This window comes from Lentzea sp. JNUCC 0626, assembly GCF_043632865.1.
Classification (GTDB): domain Bacteria; phylum Actinomycetota; class Actinomycetes; order Mycobacteriales; family Pseudonocardiaceae; genus Lentzea.
In genome coordinates, this window is the sequence record NZ_CP171635.1 from 362629 (window position 1) to 382426 (window position 19798).

Here is a 19798-nt window from a genome sequence, read left to right on the forward strand (position 1 = left end):
CACGCCGTCAGCGCCATTTATTCAGTGGCGCTGGCGGCTTAGTCTTGTGTCATGCGTCGACGACATTGATCTTCACCTGATCTATCCCGAACCGCGACGGCGTGGGCGTGGTGTTCGCACCTCGTGCCCATCTACGCGCTGTACGCGTTGCTCTTCGCCGACAGCGGGCTGTCGGACGCCTCCATCTCGGTGCTGCTCACGATCTGGTCGCTGACCGCGGTCGTGTTCGAGGTGCCGTCCGGAGCGCTGGCCGACCGGTTCTCGCGGCGGAGCTGTCTGGTCGTTTCCGGTGTGCTGCAAGCACTCGGGCACGCGGCCTGGATCGTGTTCCCCTCGTTCTGGGGGTTCGCGGCGGGGTTCGTGCTGTGGGGCTTGGGCGGCACGTTGCAGTCGGGGTCGTTCGAGGCCCTGGTGTACGACGGGCTCGCGGCCAACGGCGACGAAGACCAGTACGGACGCCTCAACGCGCGCATCGACACCATCGAGCTGATCTCGCAGGTGCCGGTCGCGGTCGTCGCCACCGTGCTGTTCTCGACCGGCGGTTACGAGTTGGCGGGCTGGGTGTCCGTCGTCGTGCTGCTGGCGTCGTCGGTGATCGCCTTGCGTTTCCCCGAACCTGAACGCGGCGGCGACGACGAGGACGAGGAACTCGGTTACCTCGACACGTTGAAGACCGGCCTGCGCGCGTCCGTGCCGATCAAACGCGCGGTGCTCGCGGTGGCGCTGGTCTACGCGATCGACGCGTTCGAGGAGTACTTCACGCTGCTGGCCCAGGACTGGCACGTGCCGACGGTGTGGGTGCCGATGGCGACGATCGGGGTGCCGTTGCTGGGCGCGGCCGGTGCGTCGCTCGCCGGGCGGTTGCCGTTCCGCGGCTGGGTGTTGTTCGCCTCGGGCCTGCTGCTGCTCGTGGCGGCGTGGCTGGCGGTGCCGGTCGCGATCGTCCTGTTGGGACTGTTCTACGGCCTGTACCGGTTCGTGCTCGTGCACGTGGAAACCGAGCTCCAGCACCGGATCGAGTCCGACGCCCGCGCGACCATCACGTCGGTGGCCGCGATCGGGTCGGAGTTCGTGGCGTTCGCGGTCTACGGACTGTGGGTGCTGGGCTCGGCGTTCGCCGTCGCCGTGATGATCCTGGTGGTGGCGTTGGTGGTGCGGCGTCAGTGAGGAAGCGCGCGCCTCGGACGGCGGTCGTCCACGCCCTCGCGGTACTCCTCGATCGCGAGGGCCACGTCGAACGCCGTCCGCGTCTTCTGCAGCGACGGCAGGTAGTGCACGCTCTCCGCGAGCGCGTCCAGATCGACGCTGAAGTACACGCCCATCAACGGGTTCACGAACAACTCGCTGCCCTCGGTGCGGGTCGTGAACTGCACGTCGCCGAACTCACCCCGCAACGACGCCGCGATCTGGCCGTTCACGATGCTCGGCGACAACGGCGTCGCCTCCTGCGCCTGCCGGACCGCGGTCGTGTAGGCGCGGGCCTCGTGGCTGTCCGACGGGATGGACAACGCGCCGAAGTACGCACCGCGCTTGTCGAGCGCCGCCAGGTTCTCCAGCACGTGCGCGTGACACACGCCGTGGTGCGCGTCGATGCCGAACCCGAGGCTCGTCACGATCTTGACCACGCCGTCGATCCCGGTGACCGCGGCGAGGCTCGTCATGTCCTCGGTGGGCGTGCCGAGGTGCTGTTCGTCGCCGCGCAGCAGGATGTCCGTGCCGCCGTCGACCAGGACGACGGCGTCGATGTCGTGCTTCTCGATGATCGTGCGGTAGGCGGCGCGCAACGGCCGCACGCCGGTGCGCGGGAACGCGTAGACGGTGCTGCCGAGGAACCGCGCCAGCTCGCGTTCGGGGAAGTACGCGTCCTCACCGGACGTCTCGGGCTCGACGGCGGCGAGCCCCGGCTCGAGCCACGCGTCGAGGTCGAGGCGTTCGAGGTCGCTGAAGCTCAGGCTCGCGTAGTGCACGCGCTTGCCGAGGTCGCGCAGCGCGACGCCGAGCGGGATGCCGGCGAAGACGTCGAAGCCGCCACCGGCGCCGGCGATCAGGACGTTGTTCGCTGCCCGGAGCCGGGCGAAGAGCGGTGGTGTGGCAAGGCTGAACACACCCGCGACCATAGCTTTTCGACGTCCGCGGGGCTCGTGACTTTGATCAGCAACCGGTCGGGGTCGTGGGCGAGACCGTCGTCGAGGTCGTCGGCCAGCACGCCCAGTCGCGGGTGCGCGGCCTGGTCCCGGTACCTCGCCACGTGCTCGGTCTGGCCGGCGAACACGAAAAGGCCGTCGTCGTGGTGCGCGGCGAGGTCGGCGATCTCGGGGGAGCGCGTGCAGGCGTGCCAGACGTACGGCCCGTTCGGCCACAACGCGCGGAGCTGCGCGTAGTTCTCGAACGTCAGCGGCAGGCCGTACTCGATCTCCTTGCCGAACCAGCCGAACACCTTCGCGGTGTTGCCCCGGCCCAGCACCAGGTCGGTGCGGCCGGGGGCGAGCAGGTCCAGGGTGCGGTAGTCGGCGGCGAGCCGCGCGGGGTCGTTCGTGGTGATCAGCGTGGTGGCCGTCGAGAGGGCGATCGTCGTGGTTGCCGCGATGTGGGCGAGGAGCGTGGCCGGGCAGGACGAGCTGAACGGCGGGTTGTGGTGCTCGCCGACCGCGAAGACGTCGAACCCCGCCGCGTCGGCCGCGCGGGCCAGGGCCACGATCCCGGCCGGGTCCTGCTCGCCCGCGGTGAAGACGCCGATCTGCACGGCGTCCAGTGTGCCCGGATCGTGACGCCGCTACCGCCACCTGGCCGATTCCATCGAGGCGGGCGTAACGCCAGGATCTTCCGAACAGATCAAACTGCACAAAGCTGGACATTCGCGGAGGCCGCCGTGCTAGTCGTACAGATCTTCCTGCCACTGGCGCTCGGCCTGGTGATGTTCGGCCTCGGCCTGACGCTCACCGTCGACGACTTCGCGCGCGTCGCCAAGTACCCCAAGGCCGCCGTCATCGCGCTCGTCTGCCAGGTGATCGTGCTGCCCGCGATCTGCCTCGGGCTGGTGTTCGCGTTCGGGCTCAAGGGCGTGCTGGCCGTCGGCATGATGCTGCTCGTCGCGTCGCCGGGCGGCACGAGCGCGAACCTCTTCAGCCACCTGGCGGGCGGGGACGTGGCGCTCAACATCACGCTCACCGCGATCAACTCGGTGCTGGCGGTGTTCACGTTGCCGCTCGTGGTGGGCCTGAGCATGGCGCACTTCATGGCCGACAACGCCGAGGTCGGGTTGCAGCCGGCGAAGTTCGTGCAGGTGTTCGCGATCGTGCTGGTGCCGGTGGCGATCGGCATGCTGGTGCGCCGCAAGTTCGAGGCGTGGGCGCTCAAGATGAACGACCCGGTGCGCATCGCGTCCGTGGTGGTGCTGGTGCTGGTGATCATCGCGGCGATCGCGCAGGCCTACGAGCAGCTGATCGACAACATCGGCACGCTCGGGCCGGTGGCGTTGCTGCTGAGCATCTTCAGCCTGCTGATCGGCTACTACGTGCCGAGGCTGTTCAAGGTGGAGCGCAAGCAGGCGATCGCCAGCGCGATGGAGATCGGCATCCACAACGCGACGATCGCGATCACGCTGGCGCTGACCGTGCTGAACGACGAGACGATGGCGATTCCGCCCGCCGTGTACGGGGTGTTGATGTACGTGCCGGCGGCGGTGGCGGCACGGTTGTTGTCCCGCGACAAGACCGCTGTTTAGGCAGTCGCCGGTTCGGGCGTGGCGGCCAGTCGCTGTGCCCTGAGCGCGAGGACGATCAGGACGGCGGGCGCGAGCACGTCGTAGATCAGGATGCCGCCGGTGTTGCCCGGCTGGTGGTTGCCCGCCGCGAACCACTGGTGGACGTGCCCGATCACCGCGCCCCACAGGAACATGCCCGCGCCCACGCCGACGAGCACGCGTTCCCTGGTGGTGGCCGACGCCGACGCGGCGTGGAAGGCCAGCACCGCCAGGGCGAGGTTGGCGAAGGCGATCTCGAACTCGAACGGGGTGCGGGCGAAGCCGATCGTGGCCGCCATCTCGTCCGGGACGACGAGGAACGCGACGACGAGCCACGCGCTGCCGCCGCCGAGCGCGGCGCCCGCCCACCACCGCTGCCAGGTCTCGAGGCGGGCTGCGGGGGACGGCCTGCGGCGCGTGCGCACGACCGCTCCGACGACCGCGATCAGCAGCCAGAGCAGGGGAAACGAGGTCTGGGCGAGGTAGCTGTAGGTGTCCATAGCTTCGAGTGTTGCATGGTTAATATTAACCGCGCAACATTGGGGTAAGATCGCTCTCGTGGACGACGGACTCGCGGACCTGTTGCATCGGGTCGTGTACCTGCTCGGAGAAGCCGCCCGGCAGCGGGAGGCGGACCCCGGCGGGCTCAGCTACAGCCAGCTGCGGCTGCTGGGCATGCTGGAGGAGATCCAACCGGCGACGCAGCACCAGCTCGCCCAGGCGTTGTCGGTCTCCGACCCGGCGATCAGCAGGGCGCTGCGGCCGTTGGAGGCGGCGGGGCACGTGGAGGTGCGCGTCGACCCCGAGCACGCGCGGCGGCGGTTGGTCAGCCTCACCGAGGCGGGCAGCAAAGCGTTCCACGACAACGGGAAACCGATGTACGACGAACTCCGCACCGCCCTGCTCGCGGCGGGTTTCCCGTACGAGCGGTACCTGGACGACACCCTGCGGCTGGCCGAGATCCTGGAGCGGTGAAACGCGGTTGCGGCCGGCGTTAGGTTGGGCGAGACATGCGTTCAACCTCAACCATCGTGCTCGCGGCCGCACTTCTCGCCGCCACCGCCGTTCCCGCCCATGCCGCGGGACTCGTCCGCACCGACACCGGATTCGTGTCGGGAACCACCACCGAAGCCCTGCGTTCGTTCCAGGGCATTCCCTTCGCCGCCCCGCCCGTCGGGGAGAACCGCTGGCGCGATCCGCAGCCGGCCCGACGCTGGCAGGGCGTGCGCGCCGCCGACCGGCCCGGCCCGAGCTGCGAAGCCGCCGAGGACTGCCTGTACCTCAACGTCACGGCACCTCGGAAAGCCTTCGGCACGCCCGTCCTCGTCTGGATCCACGGCGGCAGCTTCACCACCGGTGCCGGGGCCGACTACGGCCCGGACCGGTTGGCGCGCAACGGTTCGGTCGTCGTCACGATCAACTACCGGCTCGGCGCGTTCGGCTACTTCGGCTTTCCCGGCCTCGCGGGGTCGGGCGCGTTCGGGCTCGCCGACCAGCAGGCCGCGCTCCGCTGGGTCCAGCGCAACATCCGGCAGTTCGGCGGCGACCCCCGCAACGTCACCCTCTTCGGGGCGTCGGCGGGCGGGCTGTCGACGTGTGCCCAGCTGACCACGCCGCAGACCCGCGGCCTGGTCCACAAGGCGATCATCCAGAGTGGACCGTGCGCGTTCGGCACCCCGGCAGGGGAGAACCGGATCGAGCACGCCTGGCGCTCCCGCGAGGACGTCGAACGCCTCGGCGCCACCGCCACCCGCTGCCGTGACATCGCCTGCCTGCGCGCACTCGACTTCGCCGAGGTGAAGGCGCTACCGGGATTCGCGTCGCCCGCCTACGGCACGGAAGCGTTGCCGGAGAACCCGGTCACGGCGATGCGCGCCGGCCGCTTCCACCGGATCCCGGTGCTCACGGGCACCGCGCGCGACGAGTTCTCGGTGTTCGCCGCGTGGTTCTACCCGCCACTCGACGCCCAGGGGTACGAGCAGGCGCTGGTCGACGGATTCGGTGCCACCAAAGCACAACGGATCCTCGCCGCCTACCCGCCGGCCGGTGGCGACGAACGAGTGCCGCTCTCGCAGGCCCTCTCGGACATGACCTCGGCCTGCCCGACCGCCGAACTGCGCGCGCAGACCGGGGCGTTCGGCTACGAGTTCGCCGAGCCGGACCCGCCGATGATCTTCCCGGACATGCCGGACTTCCCGTACGGCGCCTACCACGGCTCGGAACTGCCGTTCCTGTTCGACTACGCCGGGGCGACGCTCACACCGGAGCAGCAGGAGTTGTCGGCCGGGATGGTCGAGGCGTGGTCCCGGTTCGCGAGGACCGGGCGTCCTGGCTGGTCACCGCACGAGGTGCGGCTCTTCGCGACCCGGCCGGTCCAGCCGGCCGACCACCGGTGCGCACTCTGGCGTTAACCGAGGCCTGACCTCCGGCGTGTTAGACCGTGGGCCCATGTTCCCGTTGTTGCGGACGGCGGTCCACGTCGAGCCGTTGCAGGGCGAGGGTCTCACCAACGTCCTGCACCTCGTCACGCTCGCGGACGGCCGCAAAGCCGTGCTGCGCCAACCCAAGGTGGCCCGCGACCTGCCGAAGTTCGTCGTGCCGGGAGCGCCGGAGATCCTCGCGCACAACGGCCGCGGCGACGTGCTGGTCGAGTACGTCGAGGGCCGCACGCTCGCGGACGCGCTGCCCGTGTCCGAAGAGGTCTGGCGCAGCATCGGCCGGGCGTTCCTCAAGATCCACCGGATCGGCCTGCTGCACAACGACGTCAACCTCCACAACATCATCGTGGGCGACGGCGAGGCTACGCTGATCGACTGGGACAACCCCGGCCAGGGCAACCCGCTCGACGAGCTGGCGGCGTTCGAGGAACACCTCTACCTGCACGGAACCGTGCTGCCCCAGGCGTTCTGGGGCGGCTACGGGTCCACCCCGGACCCGAACCTGCTGCGCGTGCACCGGATCGCGGGGTGCATCGGCTGGCTCGCGAGCGCGGACTGGCGGGAGTGGGAGGACGACAGGACCCTGAGCGCCGACAAACTGGCGCGGATCCGGAGCTGGCGGCGACTCCTCGCGAAGTGGCTCGCCGACCAGCTCCGGAACGACCTAGCGCGCTGCCCGCAATCCTTACCGGGCGATTTCGGTGCCCAGCAGAGCGCCTCGCGGCACCGACCCCCGCCCCCCCCATATGTCCAATATGAGGGGCGGGGGTCGGCACCACGATGCACTCGTCTGGACAGCGAACTCACCCGGCAAGGGTTAGCGGGCAACGCGCTAGCGGCTGAGGTTGCGATACTTCAGGACCGACAGAGGCCAGAAGATCGCCACGAACACCGCGGGCCACAGCACCGCGAGTAGCAGCGCGTTCTGCGCGGCCCACGAGTCACCGCCGACCCCGGGGTTGCCGAACAGCTCGCGCGCCGCCGCCACCGTCGACGACAGCGGGTTCCACTCCGCGACCACCCGCAGCCAGCCCGGCATCAGCTCCGGCGAGACGAACGTGTTCGCGAACATCGTCAGCGGGAACAGGAACATCCAGGACGCCTGCGCCGCCTCGGGTTTGACCAGCAGACCGAGGTAGATGCCCACCCAGACCAGCGCGAACCGCAGCCACAGGAACAACGCGAACGCCAGCAGGGCGCCCGGCAACCCGTCGTGGAACGACCAGCCGATCATCAGCCCGCACAGCGCGAGCACCAGCAGTTCCAGCGACGAGTTCACCAGGTCCGCGATGCTGCGCCCGGCCACCACGCCGGTCTGCGACATCGGCGACGCGCGGAACCGGTCCGTGACGCCCCGGTCGGCGTCCATCGACACCATCATCATCGTGGTGGCCACGCCGAACGCGATGGTCTGGCCGAACATGCCCGGCATCAGGAACTCGATGTAGTCGCCGCCGCCGAAGACGTTCATCGCGCTGCCGAACACCAGGCCGAAGATCAGCACCGAGATGACCGGGTAGGCGAGGTTCGCGAACACCCTGACCGGCTCGCGCAGCCAGTGGATCAGATCCCTCTTGGCGACGATCCACGAGTCGACGACCGCGTACCTCATGCCCGCACCTCTGCCTTGTGTCCGGTGATCGCCAGGAAGACCTCGTCCAGCGTCGGTCGCCGCAAAGCGATGTCCTCTGCCTCGACCCCCTTCGCCGCCAACGCCGACGTCACGCGGGTCAGCGCCGCGACCCGGTCGGCGACGGCCGCGCTCACCCGGAACGCGTCCGGGTCGATCTCGGCGTCCGGCCCGAGCACGTCCGCCACGACCGGCAGTGCGTCGGCGTCGCGGACGACGACCTCGATCCGGTCGCCGCCGAGCTTGGACTTGAGCCCCTCCGGCGTGCCCTGCGCGGCGACGCGGCCGGTGTCCATCACCACGATCTGGTCCGCGAGCTGGTCGGCCTCGTCCAGGTACTGCGTGGTCAGCAGGACGGTCGTGCCCTCGGCGACGACCCGCTTCACCTCGCGCCACACCTCGCCGCGGTTGCGCGGGTCGAGGCCGGTCGTCGGTTCGTCCAGGAACAGCACCGACGGCCGCATGATGAAGCTCGACGCCAGGTCCAGGCGCCGCCGCATGCCGCCCGAGTAGTGCTTGGCCCGCTTGTCTGCCGCGTCGGTGAGGCCGAACTGCTCCAGCAGCTCGTCGGCGCGGGCAGCGGCCTGGCTCTTGGACAGGTGGTAGAGCCTGCCCCACATGATCAGGTTCTCCTTGCCGGTCAGCACGTCGTCGACCGTGGACTGCTGACCGTTCAACGCCACCTGCCGCCGCACCGCCGGTGCCTCCCGCACCACGTCGTGGCCCGCCACCTCGGCGCGGCCGCCGTCCAGGCGCAGCAACGTGGCCAGGATGCGCACCGCCGTGGTCTTGCCGGCGCCGTTCGGGCCGAGCAGCCCGCACACCGTTCCGGCGGGCACGGACAGGTCGAACCCGTCGAGCGCCCAGTTCTTGTCGAATCTCTTGCGCAGGCCTTCCGCGTGCACCGCGTGTCCCACGACTTCACCCCCGTGACTAACTGCGTACGTTGTAGACGAGGTGTACGTTGTACACGGTTCTAGGATTCACATGCAAGCGCGTTGTGAACGAGGGGGTTGGGTGAAGAGCGATCGGGACCGGAGCGTGCGGCTGCTGTGGGAGCCGCCGGCCGAGGCGACCAGGGGGCCGAAAGCCGCGCTGAGCCAGTCGCGGGTGGTCGAGGCGGCGATCAAGGTGGCCGACGCGGACGGGATCGACGCGCTCACCATGCGCCGGGTGGCCGAGACGCTCGGCAGCACCGCCATGGCGCTCTACCGGCACGTCCCCGGCAAGTCCGAGCTGCTGGACTTGATGGTCGACGCGGTGTGGGGCGAGACCGAGCACACGCCGGAGGGGGAGTGGCGCGCCGGCCTCGAGTTCTTCGCGCGGCAGATGTGGGAGATGTACCGCGCACACCCGTGGATGCTCCAGCTGACGACCTCGCGCCGGGTGCCCGGCCCGCAGTCCATGACCCGCAACGACGCCGCCTACGCCGCCGTGTCGCGGCTCGGGCTCGCGTCCGAGGAGATGGTCGCGGTGGTGACGACGGTGGCCCAGTTCGTCGACGGCGTCGGCCGCACGATGGCCGACCGCATCCAGTCCGAACGGGAGACGGGCATCTCCGAGGAGGACTGGTGGAACGGCCGGGAGGAGCTCTGGGAGCAGTTCACGCCCGAGCGGCTGCCGATGATGAACCACATCTGGAACACCGGCGGCTTCCACCGCCTGCTTCCCGAGTTCGAGTTCGGTCTGGCGAGGGTCCTGGACGGCCTCGCGGTGTTCATTGAGTCCGAGGATCGACCGCTGGTTCGTCCACAGACGTGCCTGTAGTCATTCAAGGCACCTTGAGTCGTCCGATCGAGTGAAAAGGGCAGCTCAGCGCGGTGCGGAAGGGTAGTTGGGCGGTTACGTAATGCCATTGTTATGCGCAATCAGAATGAACTCGTTCGAACGCTGAACCGACCACTCCTATCTGCCCGTTTTCCTTCGTGACACCGTTTCGCCGCGGGGGTCGAATCGGGACGACGAGGAGGTCGTATGACAGCTGGCGCGCACGACGCGGTCACCCTTGGCTGCTACGCGCTCGGCGTTCTGGACGCGCACGAGAGTCTTGGCGTGGAGCAGCACCTTCGGGGCTGTCCGTCCTGCCGTGCGCAGGTCGCCGACTTCCATCGGATCCGAACAGCACTTGACGACGTGCCTCGTGAGGCATTTCTGCACGAGCTCGAGGACGACCTGCCCATGCCGTCGGACCTGCTGCTGCAACGCACGTTGCGGCAGATCAGGCAGGAGTCGGTCATCCCGCAGCAGCGGGAGTCCGCTCCTCGTCTGAGAGCCAGTCCGGCGCCGCCGCCGGTGGAGGACCTTCCCTCACCGCAGCACGCCAAGTCCCGGCGCTGGCCGGGCTATCTCGCCGCCGCGGCCGTCGCCGCGGTGGTCGCGTTCGGGGGTGCCGCGGTGTTCATGCAGAACGAGGCACCGAGCACGAGCATCGCCTCCACTCGCACGGGCGAGGGGACGGCGGGTGCGATCAAGCTGGTGGCGGAGATCGGTCAGTCCTCACAGGACCGGTACCTGGTGTCGGCGAACGTCGACGGACTGGCCGCCGCGCAGAAGTGCAAGCTGATCGTGGTGGGCACGGACGGGACGAAGACCGAGGCCTTCGCCTGGACCACGACCGAGAAGCAACGGGTCGAGGGCTCCAAGCTGCGGGTCAACGTGAGCGTCCCGCCGGAGCAGGTGAAGTCGATCGCGGTCGAGACTGCCGAGGGCAAGTCGATCGTGGTGGCGAACCTGTCGTAAGGGACGGAAACACACGAAGGGCCCGGATTCTTCGGAATCCGGGCCCTTCGAGTTGCATTGGTGTAATTAGACGGCCTGCAATGTCAGCCAGCCGCCGACGACGATGACCATCGCGGCTGTGCCCACCGGTGCGTAATGAGACAGCAGGCGAGTGGCGCGGCCGTCCAGGATTTTCTCCACGCGTTCCCGCGCCTTCACGAGCAGCAGTCCGACCGCGGTGAGCGTGCCGGCCATGCCGATTCCGTAGCCGACGACGAGAAGGACGCCGAACCACGTGCGGCCGAGCGCCATCGCGCCGAGCAGGACCACGAGAGCGGACGGCGAGGGCACCAGTCCGTTGGCCGCGCCCATGCCGATGAGGCTCGCGCGGGAGTACCCGTGGCCGTGGCCGTGCCCATGACCGTGTCCGTGGCCATGACCGTGCCCATGTCCGTGGCCGTGCCCGTGTCCATGACCGGTGAGGGCACCGGCGAGCGCGGGCTGGCGTTGAGCCGAGAGGGCCGACCGCAGCAACATCACGCCGATCCCGGCGATCAGCACACCGCTGACCAGGCCGAGCCAGCGCAGCACCTGTTCCCCGGCCAACGCGCTGGAGGCGCTGATGATCAGGCCGAGGATCAGCACGCCACCGGTGTGCGTGGCCGTGACCGACGCACCGACTATGAACGCGTCCTTGGGCGTGCCCTGCCGTCCGGCCAGATAGGCCGCGATGAGCGTCTTGCCGTGACCGGGCAACGCGGCGTGCGAGGCGCCGAGCACCAACGACAGCAACAAAGCCAGGAACCCGAGCCACGGCGTGAGGTCGTCGCTGCCCAGGATGTCGTTGAGCTTGGCGGCCGTGACGCTGAAGGACTGGATGGGGGAGCCGGACGCCTGCTTCGGCTCGGACCCCGTGCCCGGTTCGGCGCTGAACGCGACGCTGCGCACGTCCATCGGGCTGCTGAGCAGGTCCTCCGGGTACGTGCGCAGTTCGTCGCTGATGCTCGCGGTCGGCACCTTCGAGTCGGCGATCCTGACCCCGGTGCCGGCGGCGGTGATCTCCCGCCAGCCGACCCGGTCGGCGTTCGACTCGTCGCGGAACTCGAGCCGCGCCGGCCGGTCCAGGTCCACCTTGGCGGTGAACTCGCAGACCAGCCGCGTCGTGGCGAGTTCGGCCTGGCCGAGCGGATGGTCCTTGCCGGCACTGGAGAGCGTCCACGAGATCTGCCGTCCGTCCACGTAGGAACGGTCGGTGCGGGACACCTCGTCGCACCACTGCTTCGCGTCGCGGGCCTTGAGGTTCTCCTGCAACGTCGGGATCTCCGCCACGTCGACCACGGACCGGAGATCGATCCGGTCGGGGTGCAGGTGCAGCCCGTGGTAGTGGTTGACGCTGAAGTTGCCCAGCGGGTGGGCGGACGCTTCACCGTTGATGAAGAAGATGCCGGCGAGCAACAACGCGACCACCAGAACGGGTCGCACCACCCAGCTGGACAGGCTCACCTGCCGCCTCGCAGCTCCGCGAGCTTGCGGCCTGCCTTGAGGGACTGGAGCGGGGAGAAGTTCGCGTTCAGCCGCAGTGCCTGCACGAGCGCCTCCTGGGCCTCGGCGACGCGGCCGAGCGCGGCCAGGATCATCCCGCGGTGGTAGGAGAACGTGGCGTTCTGCCAGCCCAGCGCCACCGCGCGGTCGGAGTAGCTCAACGCTTCCGCGTCCCTTCCGTTGACGTGCAGTGCCCACGCCATGGCGTCGGCGACGAAGACGCTCTGTCGTCGGCTCCACTCGGCTTCCGCGCGGCGCAGCGCCTGCATGCCATCACCGCGGTCTGCGGCGACGAGGGCCGCGGCCAGATCGTCGGAAGCACCCTGGGACTCCATCAGTCGTTGCTGCTCGGAGAGCACCGCGTACTGCCGCGCGGCCTCCTCGGTCTTCCCGTTGGCCTCCAGCAGTTCCGCGTACTCCTGCAGGTACTGGGGCAGGGGAGCGCGCGCCACGAGCCTGCGGTACGAGTCCAGCGCGACGGGAGCGTCACCCCGTGCCGCCGCGACCTTCGCCATGCCTTGAGTGAGAGTCATGTCGTCTCCTCTCGCCGCCAGTCCCTGCTCGTAGTGCTGCGCGGCAACGTCCAACTGGTTGTGGTCGAACGCGAGTTCGCCCAGCCGGTAACGGCAGAACGCGATCTCCTCCGGTGTCGTCGAGGCCTTCAGCGCGCGGTCCATCGCGTCGCGGGCACCGTCGACGTTCCCGTGGAGTTCGAAGTGGAAGGAGGCACGGGCGAAGGACGCCGTGTTGGGCTTGAGGTCCAGCATCTTCTGCACCGCCTCCTCCGCGCCCGCGTCGTCGCCGAGCTGCGTCAACGCGTCCGCCAGCACGCCGTGGGCCTCCGCGGAGGCGGGCAGTGCGGCAATCGCCTTCGCGGCCCAGTCGCGGGCCGCGTGGAAGTCGTGGCGGGCGTTGGCGAGCGTCCCCATGCCGATGGCGGCGAGGCCCGTGTCACCCGCGTTCTTCAAAGCACCTTCGGCCTTCGCGTAATACGCCGGGTCGGCCGTGACCCGTGCCAGCTCCACGTAGGACGATCCGAGCCTCGCCCAGGAGTCCTTGTCCTGTGGGAGCTCGTGCAGCCGTTGCTGGAGCTGGTGCACCACCTTGTGCATCTGGTTCTGCTGCGCCACGGCCGGAACCACCGGCGCAGGGGGCGCGCCCCCGGCCCTGCTGTCGGCAGGACCGGAGGCGGCTAGGTAAGCAAGCGCCGCGGTGACCAGGAGAACCACCGCGACGGCCTGCTGTTGTTGGTACTTCACTTCGAGTGCGACCCGTACTTGCGGATGTGCTGCTGACGCTTGCGCCACAACAGGAAGCCCGCGCCGAACACGACCGCCGAGCCGACCGCCGTCGTCATGGCCATCGGGTCGATGTTGCCGATCTGACCGACCGGGTTGACCGCGACCTCGGCGCTGTTGCCGGAGGTGTTGACCGCGGTGCCGTTGCGGGGCAGGCCCACGTACGGGAAGTTCGCCTCGAACGGCTGGTCGTTCGCGTCGACCTTGTCACCGGTGGCGAGCGCGTCGACGAGCTTGCCGGACGCCGCGGCACCCTCCATCGCCTGGATCGCGATGTCCACCACGTCGTCGGTCAGGCGACGGCCGTTCGGGAAGCCCTGCGTGTCACCGGCGAGCAGGCCCAGGCGGTTCGGGTTGGCGTTCGGGTCGATCATCATGTTCAGCCGCAGCATCTCCGCCGGGCGGAACTTCTGCGCGTTCGCGTCCTGGTTGTTGACCTGCGAGTTCAGGTCGGCGTTGATCTGCGCGCCGAGCTTCTTCGTGATGCCGGTCAGGAAGATCTCGGCCAGGTCGTCGCGCTGGCCCTGCGGCGCCGGGATCTTGTAGATCGCCTCGATGAGCTTCGGCAGTTCCGGGTTCACGACCCGGTCCACCAGTTCCTTGACGTTCGCGTCCTGGTCGGGGCGCAGGCCGTTGAACGCGTCCTTCAGGCCCGCGGGCGCCACGACCTCGTTGACCAGCGGGTTGCCCAGCCGCGAGACCTGCACGAAGTCACCGGTCGGCTCCGCCTTGCCCGGCGAGAGCTTCAGGCTGCGCTTCTGCGTGGTGCTCCAGATGCCGATGTTCGGGTTGCGGTGGTTGTCGTTGCGCAGCGCCAGCGCGTTCTTCGGCAGCTGGATCGCGATCGTGTTGACGTTGTAGCCGCGCAGCGTGTCCTGGCCGACCTCGCTCAGGTTGCCGCCGTAGAGCAGGTCGAACACCCGCAGGTCGGCGAAGAACGAGTCCTCGGACGGGCCCACGTAGACCTTGCCACCGCCCGCGATCTGCGTGACGGCCTGGTCGCGCAGCTTCTTGAAGTCGGGCATCGACGCCGGGCCGTTCGGGGACGGCGCCACCGGGGCGTTGTTCGCCAGCTTGACCTTCTGGCCGTTCTGGTAGATGGCCTCGAGGTTGTAGCGCTGGCGGAACAGCAGGTTCTCGTCGTCGAGCGAGTCCACGACACCGTTGGCGTACAGGAACGTGTTGTTCTTGCGCCGGTCGTCGGTCTGGAACGTGAACCGCAGCGTGACGTCGGGCTTCGCGTCGCCGTCGTTGTCGACGTTGAAGTCGTACTGCGCGTCCTCGGCCCACGGGAAGAAGTTGGGGCCACCGTTGGGCTCCTGGAACCCTGACCAGTTGCCGACCAGCGTCACGGTGTCCTTGTGGTCAGGACTCACGAACGCGTACAGGTCCGTGTTGTCCACGGCCGGGTCGCCCGCGATGAGCGGAGCCTCGCGGTGAGACGACGCCGTGGCGCCGCTACCGCCGAACATGGCCGCGTTCAGCAGTGTGGCGGCCACCAGCGCGGCCGCAGCCACCTGGCCGCGCCGACCGCTGAGGGCGTGCGGTGATGACATTTCTGGGCAACCTTTCGGAGAAATGGTTCAGGTGCGCTGTCAGGCGCTGTGCATCAGCAGCGACGGTTCGCTGGAATGGCTCGAATGGCTTGCGTGGTCGTTCGTCCACCTCGCCTGGGTGAAGTCGCGGATGCCCTCCACGAGCCGGTCGACGTCGTGCTCGGGCCGCACCACCAGCCGGGCGAACTTGCTGGTCATGCCGAGCTTGTTGCCGCACTCGCGGATGAAGACCTGGTGGCGGGACAGCAGGTGGTCCCTGAGCTCGCGGCCGTCCATGCCGCCGCCGAGCTTGACCAGCAGGAAGTTGGCCTGCGAGGAGTAGACGGTGAGATCCGGGATGCGCGAGAGCTCCATGCCCATCCGGTACCTGTCCCGTGACAGCAGACGCAGGCTTTCGGCGTACTCCGCCTCGTGTTCGGCCAGCATGAACACGACCGTTTCCGCCAACGAGTTGAGGTTCCACTTCGGCAGGATCTGGCGCATCTTCCCGGCCAGACCCGGGTTCGCGACCAGGTAGCCGAACCGGATGCCGTGCAGACCGAAGTTCTTGCCGAGGCTCTTCAGCACGACCACGTTGGGCCGGATGGACGCCTCGGCCGCGACGCTCGGGTTGCGCTCGACCTCGACGAAGTCGATGAACGACTCGTCGATGACGACGAGGTCCAGGTCGGCCAGTTCGTCCATGAAGCGGACGATCTCCCGGCGCGGCAGGTAGCCGCCGTCGGGGTTGTTCGGGTTGCAGATCACGGCCACCTTGCTGCCGCGAGCGCGGATGAACTTGATGTACTCGTCGATGTCCAGCTCGAAGTTGTTGCTCTCCTGGAGCAGGAACATGTCGACGCGCTTGTTGCTCTCCATCGGCTGGTCGGTCCAGCGGCCGAAGGTCGGGATCGGGATCGCGACGCTCTCGTGGATCCACATGTGGTCCATCCACGTGATGAGCTCGGTGGACCCGTTCGACATGGCGATCGTGGCGGGGTTGAGCCCCAGCACGGCGCTCAGCTGGGCCGCGATCTTCGACGAGTCGCTGGGGTAGAACTTCAGGACCGCCTCGAGGTTCTTGGAGAGCTCCTCGAACATCTGCGGGGTCGGAAAGTACGGATTGCACGGGATGCAGAAGTCGACGAGCTCGCCCGCACCCGTCCGCGACAGCTCGAAGTAGGACGGGCTGTGCGCGGTCTGCTGGAAGAGACCCGAGTCCACACCATGCCGCACGCGATCACTCCGTCCCTCGGTCCGTTTCCGACATCGGGGCATACGTGCCGATGTTCATCGCGGTTCACGGGTCCGTTTCGGGAAGGTCTCGGAACGGTCTCGTACGCAACCTCGCGTAGTCCGGATCCTCTCGTCGTCGGACGCCGGTTTGTCCGATTCGGTGGAACGTGGGCCGCACGTGATCGTCGGAGGAGGTTGTCGTGCTGGGGAAGCTGCTGCTCGCGGTGTCGTTGGTGCTGCCGGTGGTGCCCGATTCATTGACTGTCCACGTAGGACAGATCGACGGCGCCGAATATCGGGTCGAAGTTCCTTCTCGTTGGAACGGAACGCTTTTGTTGTACAGCCACGGCACATATCCGGCCGGGTACACGCCGCCGATCGAGATGGCCTCGCGGCCCGCCGCGCGGTCTGCTCTGCTGGACCGCGGATACGCTCTCGCGGCTTCTCGGTACCGGAATCCGCACGGGCATTCCGTGCCCGACGCGTTGCGCGACCAACCGGCGTTGGTGTCGTGGTTCTCCCGCGAGGTGGGACGGCCTTCTCGGGTGATCGCCTGGGGGTCGTCTCTGGGCGGGTTGACCTCGGTGATGCTGGGGGAGCGCGGGCGGTTCGACGGCGTCCTGTCCCTGTGCGGGGCTCTCGGAGGGGCCGTCTCGCGGTCCAACCAGCTGCTCGACCTGGGGTTCGTCGTGCGCACGCTGCTCGATCCGTCGGTGGAGGTCGTCCGAATTTCCGATCCCGCGGCGAACGAGGCGCGGGCGGTGTCGGCCGTCGACTCGGCGCTGGGTTCTGCTCTCGGACGCGCGCGACTGGCGTTGGCGAACGCCGTAGCGGGTATCCCGGCCTGGTCGCGGGTGCACGAACCCCGCCCGACCGAGGTGGAGGAGGCCGTGCGGCAGGCAGCCGTGCACGACAGGACGCTCGCCCGCTCGCTCGCGTGGGGCAGCGGCCGGGTGGACATGGAGACGCGTGCCGGGGGCAACCCCAGTTGGAACACGGGTGTGGACTACCGGCGGTTGCTGGAGCGGTCGTCGCAGGAGGAACTGGTGCACGCGGCCTATCGGGACGCCGGGCTGTCGCTGTCGGACGATCTGGCGACGCTGGCGGCGGCCCCTCGGGTGACGGCGGACAGCGCCGCCGTTCGGTGGCTGCGCGCGTTCGGCGAACCGTCTGGGCGTGTGCGGTCACCCGTCGTGACGCTGCACGCGCTCGGTGACCCGACGTCTGTTGAACACTCCGGTGCGTACCGCGGAAGTGACGTGCGTCAACTATTCGTCAACCGCGCCGGGCACTGCATGCACACGGCGGCGGAAGAACTCGTCGCGTTGCGCGTGCTGGAAGACCGGATCTCGGTTGGCCGGTGGACGGCTTTGGACACGAACGCTTTGGCTGGTCAGGAAGGCCCTGAGATGCGCGTACTCCAGGACTGGACCACGACTCCACCCCGCGAGGAGATCGTGGCGCCGGGGTTCGTGACGCACCACCCGGGGCACTTGCCACGACCGTGACGGACGGCCTGCGAAAAATTGTCGGTCGATCCGGATACCCTGCTGGCAGTCCGCACACAAATCAGGGAGCAGTACCCGTGACCGCAGAGACCCTGTACGGGGCCGACGACCTAACCCATCTGGAAGGTCTGGAGGCCGTCCGCAAACGGCCCGGCATGTACATCGGGTCGACCGACAGCCGAGGCATCAACCACCTCTTCAGCGAGATCATCGACAACTCGACCGACGAGGGCGTCGCCGGCCACGCCACCCGCGTCGTCGTGACGCTGCACGCCGACGGCAGCGTCCAGGTCGACGACGACGGCCGCGGCATCCCGACCGACGTGCACGCCAAGTCCGGTCTGTCCGGTGTGGAACTCGTGCTGACCAAGCTGCACGCCGGCGGCAAGTTCGGCGGCTCCGGATACAAGACCTCCGGCGGCCTGCACGGCGTCGGCGCCTCCGCGGTCAACGCCCTCTCGCACCGCTACGACGTCACCGTGCGCCGCGGCGGCAAGGTGCACGAGATGTCGTTCGCCCACGGCGTGCCCGGCGTCTTCGACGGCCCCGGCCCCAAGGCGAAGTTCACCCGCCAGTCGGGCCTTCAGGTCACCGGCAAGATGAAGCGCAACGAGTCGACCGGCACCTCGACCCGTTACTGGTACGACGCCCGCTACTTCGAGAACGGCGCTTTGCTGGACGTGGACACGGTCCGCGCCAAACTGCGCAACACGGCGTTCTTGGTACCAGGCGTCACCTACGTGCTGCGGACCGCGCTGGAAGACTCGATCTCCGAAGAGGTCTTCCACTACCCCAACGGCCTCACCGACATGGTCGAGTTCCTCGCCCCGTCCGGCGACCGAGCCGTCTCCGGCACCCTGATCATCAAGGGCACCGGCACCTACTTCGAGAACGCCGCCGACGAGAACGGCGTGATGCGGTCCAAAGTGGAGCGTCAGGCCGAGCTCGAGGTGGCGCTGCGCTGGGGCACCGGCTACGACCGCACCGTCGAGTGCTTCACCAACACCATCCGCAACGTGCACGGCGGCACCCACCGCCGAGGCTTCGACCGCGCCGTCCTGAAGTCGATCCAGGACGCCATCTCCAAGACCCGCGGCCTGCTGAAGCCGAAGGAGGACATGCCGACCCTCGACGACGTGCTGGAAGGCATGACCGCCGTCGTCCACGTCCGCATCCCCGAACCGCAGTTCACCTCGCAGACCAAGGACGAACTCTCCACCGCCGGCATCACCAAGGTGCTGCAGGGCGTCGTGGACCAGCACGTCCGCGCGTGGACCGAGGACCGCAAGACCAAGGTCGAAGCCAAAACCGTGCTGCAGAAGGTCGTCGACGCCTCGCGCGTCCGCCTGACCCAGAAGCAGCAGAAGGACGCGGCCCGCCGCAAGACGGCGCTGGAAGGCGCCGCGATGCCCGCGAAGCTCGTCGACTGCCGCACCACAGGTGTTTCGCGTAGCGAACTTTTTCTCGTGGAAGGCGACAGCGCACTCGGCTCAGCGCGGATGGCCCGCGTCTCCGAGTACCAGGCGCTGCTTCCGTTGCGCGGCAAGATTCTCAACGTCCAGAAGGCCTCGCTCGCCGACATCCTGCGCAACGCCGAGATCGCCTCCATCGTCCAGGTCCTCGGCGCCGGCACCGGCCGCACGTTCGACATCTCGGCCATGCGCTACGGCCGCGTGATCCTGATGGCCGACGCGGACGTCGACGGCAGCCACATCCGCACGTTGCTGATCACGTTGTTCGCCAAGTACATGCGCCCGGTCATCGAGGACGGCCGCCTGTACGCCGCCATGCCGCCGTTGCACAAGGTCATGACCCGCGGCCGCAACGCCGAAACGCACTTCACCTTCACCCAGCGCCAGATGGAACAGAAGGTCGCGTCCCTCGAAAAGGCCGGCAAACAGGTGGTCACCCCGGTCCCGCGATTCAAGGGCTTGGGCGAAATGGACGCCGACGAGTTGTGGGAAACCACGATGAACCCGTCGAGCCGTTCGGTCCGCCGCATCACCATGGACGACGCCGAGGCCGCGGAAGAGGCCCTCGAACTGCTGATGGGCGAGAAGGTCGAGCCGCGCCGCAACTGGCTCGTCGAGTCCGCCGCCAGGGTCGACCAGTCGGCCATCGACCTCTAAGCCCTCTTCAAGCAACAGACGG

Annotated in this window: 18 protein-coding genes; 9 read left to right on the plus strand and 9 right to left on the minus strand. The window is 68.5% G+C overall.

Translation table 11 applies throughout. The annotated features are described in order from the left end of the window. Positions 1–123: 123 nt before the first annotated feature. Positions 124–1167: an MFS transporter gene (locus JNUCC0626_RS01750; protein WP_394617846.1), complete on the plus strand. Its 1044-nt coding sequence runs from the start codon at positions 124–126 to the stop codon at positions 1165–1167. On the opposite strand, the gene JNUCC0626_RS01755 is transcribed toward JNUCC0626_RS01750, so the two are convergent. Continuing rightward, the gene (locus tag JNUCC0626_RS01755; protein ID WP_394617847.1) at positions 1161–2105 is read right to left on the minus strand and encodes a DUF1152 domain-containing protein; all 945 of its coding nucleotides are present in this window, start codon (positions 2103–2105) and stop codon (positions 1161–1163) included. The genes JNUCC0626_RS01750 and JNUCC0626_RS01755 overlap by 7 nt on opposite strands. Then, positions 2045–2743: an LLM class flavin-dependent oxidoreductase gene (locus JNUCC0626_RS01760; RefSeq protein WP_394617848.1), complete on the minus strand. Its 699-nt coding sequence runs from the start codon at positions 2741–2743 to the stop codon at positions 2045–2047. The genes JNUCC0626_RS01755 and JNUCC0626_RS01760 overlap by 61 nt, the downstream gene beginning before the upstream one ends. A gap of 126 nt (positions 2744–2869) precedes the next feature. On the opposite strand from JNUCC0626_RS01760, the gene JNUCC0626_RS01765 reads away from it, so the two are divergent. Continuing rightward, entirely contained in the window at positions 2870–3724 is an 855-nt protein-coding gene (locus JNUCC0626_RS01765; protein WP_394617849.1) for a bile acid:sodium symporter family protein, read from the plus strand. Here JNUCC0626_RS01765 and JNUCC0626_RS01770 read toward each other — a convergent pair. Next, complete coding sequence (locus JNUCC0626_RS01770) at positions 3721–4242, minus strand: DUF6790 family protein (RefSeq protein ID WP_394617850.1); 522 nt, start codon at positions 4240–4242, stop codon at positions 3721–3723. The two genes, JNUCC0626_RS01765 and JNUCC0626_RS01770, sit on opposite strands and share 4 nt — an antisense overlap. A gap of 58 nt (positions 4243–4300) precedes the next feature. On the opposite strand from JNUCC0626_RS01770, the gene JNUCC0626_RS01775 reads away from it, so the two are divergent. From JNUCC0626_RS01775 to JNUCC0626_RS01785, 3 genes are read left to right on the plus strand one after another with little or no spacing between them, the layout of a single operon-like run. Continuing rightward, a complete protein-coding gene (locus JNUCC0626_RS01775) occupies positions 4301–4717 on the plus strand; it encodes a MarR family winged helix-turn-helix transcriptional regulator (protein WP_394617851.1) in 417 nt (138 codons plus the stop codon). A 35-nt stretch (positions 4718–4752) separates the two neighbouring features. Further along, a complete protein-coding gene (locus JNUCC0626_RS01780) occupies positions 4753–6153 on the plus strand; it encodes a carboxylesterase/lipase family protein (protein ID WP_394617852.1) in 1401 nt (466 codons plus the stop codon). A gap of 37 nt (positions 6154–6190) precedes the next feature. Continuing rightward, a complete protein-coding gene (locus JNUCC0626_RS01785; protein WP_394617853.1) occupies positions 6191–7096 on the plus strand; it encodes a lipopolysaccharide kinase InaA family protein in 906 nt (301 codons plus the stop codon). Here the strand turns inward: JNUCC0626_RS01785 and JNUCC0626_RS01790 are convergent. Both JNUCC0626_RS01790 and JNUCC0626_RS01795 read right to left on the minus strand, forming a co-directional pair. Continuing rightward, the gene (locus tag JNUCC0626_RS01790; RefSeq protein WP_394617854.1) at positions 7013–7792 is read right to left on the minus strand and encodes an ABC transporter permease; all 780 of its coding nucleotides are present in this window, start codon (positions 7790–7792) and stop codon (positions 7013–7015) included. The genes JNUCC0626_RS01785 and JNUCC0626_RS01790 overlap by 84 nt on opposite strands. Further along, entirely contained in the window at positions 7789–8727 is a 939-nt protein-coding gene (locus JNUCC0626_RS01795; RefSeq protein WP_394617855.1) for an ATP-binding cassette domain-containing protein, read from the minus strand. The genes JNUCC0626_RS01790 and JNUCC0626_RS01795 overlap by 4 nt, the downstream gene beginning before the upstream one ends. Positions 8728–8827: 100 nt before the next feature. On the opposite strand from JNUCC0626_RS01795, the gene JNUCC0626_RS01800 reads away from it, so the two are divergent. Together JNUCC0626_RS01800 and JNUCC0626_RS01805 are read left to right on the plus strand one after the other, a co-directional pair. Then, positions 8828–9577, plus strand: a complete 750-nt coding sequence (locus JNUCC0626_RS01800; protein ID WP_394617856.1) for a TetR/AcrR family transcriptional regulator — start codon at positions 8828–8830, stop codon at positions 9575–9577. Between the two features lie 207 nt (positions 9578–9784). After that, the gene (locus JNUCC0626_RS01805; RefSeq protein WP_394617857.1) at positions 9785–10549 is read left to right on the plus strand and encodes an anti-sigma factor family protein; all 765 of its coding nucleotides are present in this window, start codon (positions 9785–9787) and stop codon (positions 10547–10549) included. Positions 10550–10615: 66 nt separating this feature from the next. Here JNUCC0626_RS01805 and JNUCC0626_RS01810 read toward each other — a convergent pair whose 3' ends face one another. From JNUCC0626_RS01810 to JNUCC0626_RS01825, 4 genes are read right to left on the minus strand one after another with little or no spacing between them, the layout of a single operon-like run. After that, the gene (locus JNUCC0626_RS01810) at positions 10616–12031 is read right to left on the minus strand and encodes a nickel/cobalt transporter (protein ID WP_394617858.1); all 1416 of its coding nucleotides are present in this window, start codon (positions 12029–12031) and stop codon (positions 10616–10618) included. Next, positions 12028–13329 carry a tetratricopeptide repeat protein gene (locus JNUCC0626_RS01815; protein WP_394617859.1) on the minus strand — a complete coding sequence of 434 codons (1302 nt, stop codon included), beginning with the start codon at positions 13327–13329 and terminating at the stop codon, positions 12028–12030. Before JNUCC0626_RS01815 ends, JNUCC0626_RS01810 begins: the two co-directional genes overlap by 4 nt. After that, entirely contained in the window at positions 13326–14924 is a 1599-nt protein-coding gene (locus tag JNUCC0626_RS01820; RefSeq protein WP_394617860.1) for a DUF4331 domain-containing protein, read from the minus strand. Before JNUCC0626_RS01820 ends, JNUCC0626_RS01815 begins: the two co-directional genes overlap by 4 nt. Positions 14925–14963: 39 nt before the next feature. Continuing rightward, positions 14964–16139: a pyridoxal phosphate-dependent aminotransferase gene (locus JNUCC0626_RS01825; RefSeq protein WP_394617861.1), complete on the minus strand. Its 1176-nt coding sequence runs from the start codon at positions 16137–16139 to the stop codon at positions 14964–14966. A gap of 200 nt (positions 16140–16339) precedes the next feature. Between JNUCC0626_RS01825 and JNUCC0626_RS01830 the strand changes: the two genes are divergently transcribed. Together JNUCC0626_RS01830 and JNUCC0626_RS01835 are read left to right on the plus strand one after the other, a co-directional pair. After that, a complete protein-coding gene (locus JNUCC0626_RS01830) occupies positions 16340–17647 on the plus strand; it encodes a hypothetical protein (protein WP_394617862.1) in 1308 nt (435 codons plus the stop codon). A gap of 77 nt (positions 17648–17724) precedes the next feature. Then, positions 17725–19776: a DNA gyrase/topoisomerase IV subunit B gene (locus JNUCC0626_RS01835; RefSeq protein WP_394617863.1), complete on the plus strand. Its 2052-nt coding sequence runs from the start codon at positions 17725–17727 to the stop codon at positions 19774–19776. Positions 19777–19798: the final 22 nt, after the last annotated feature.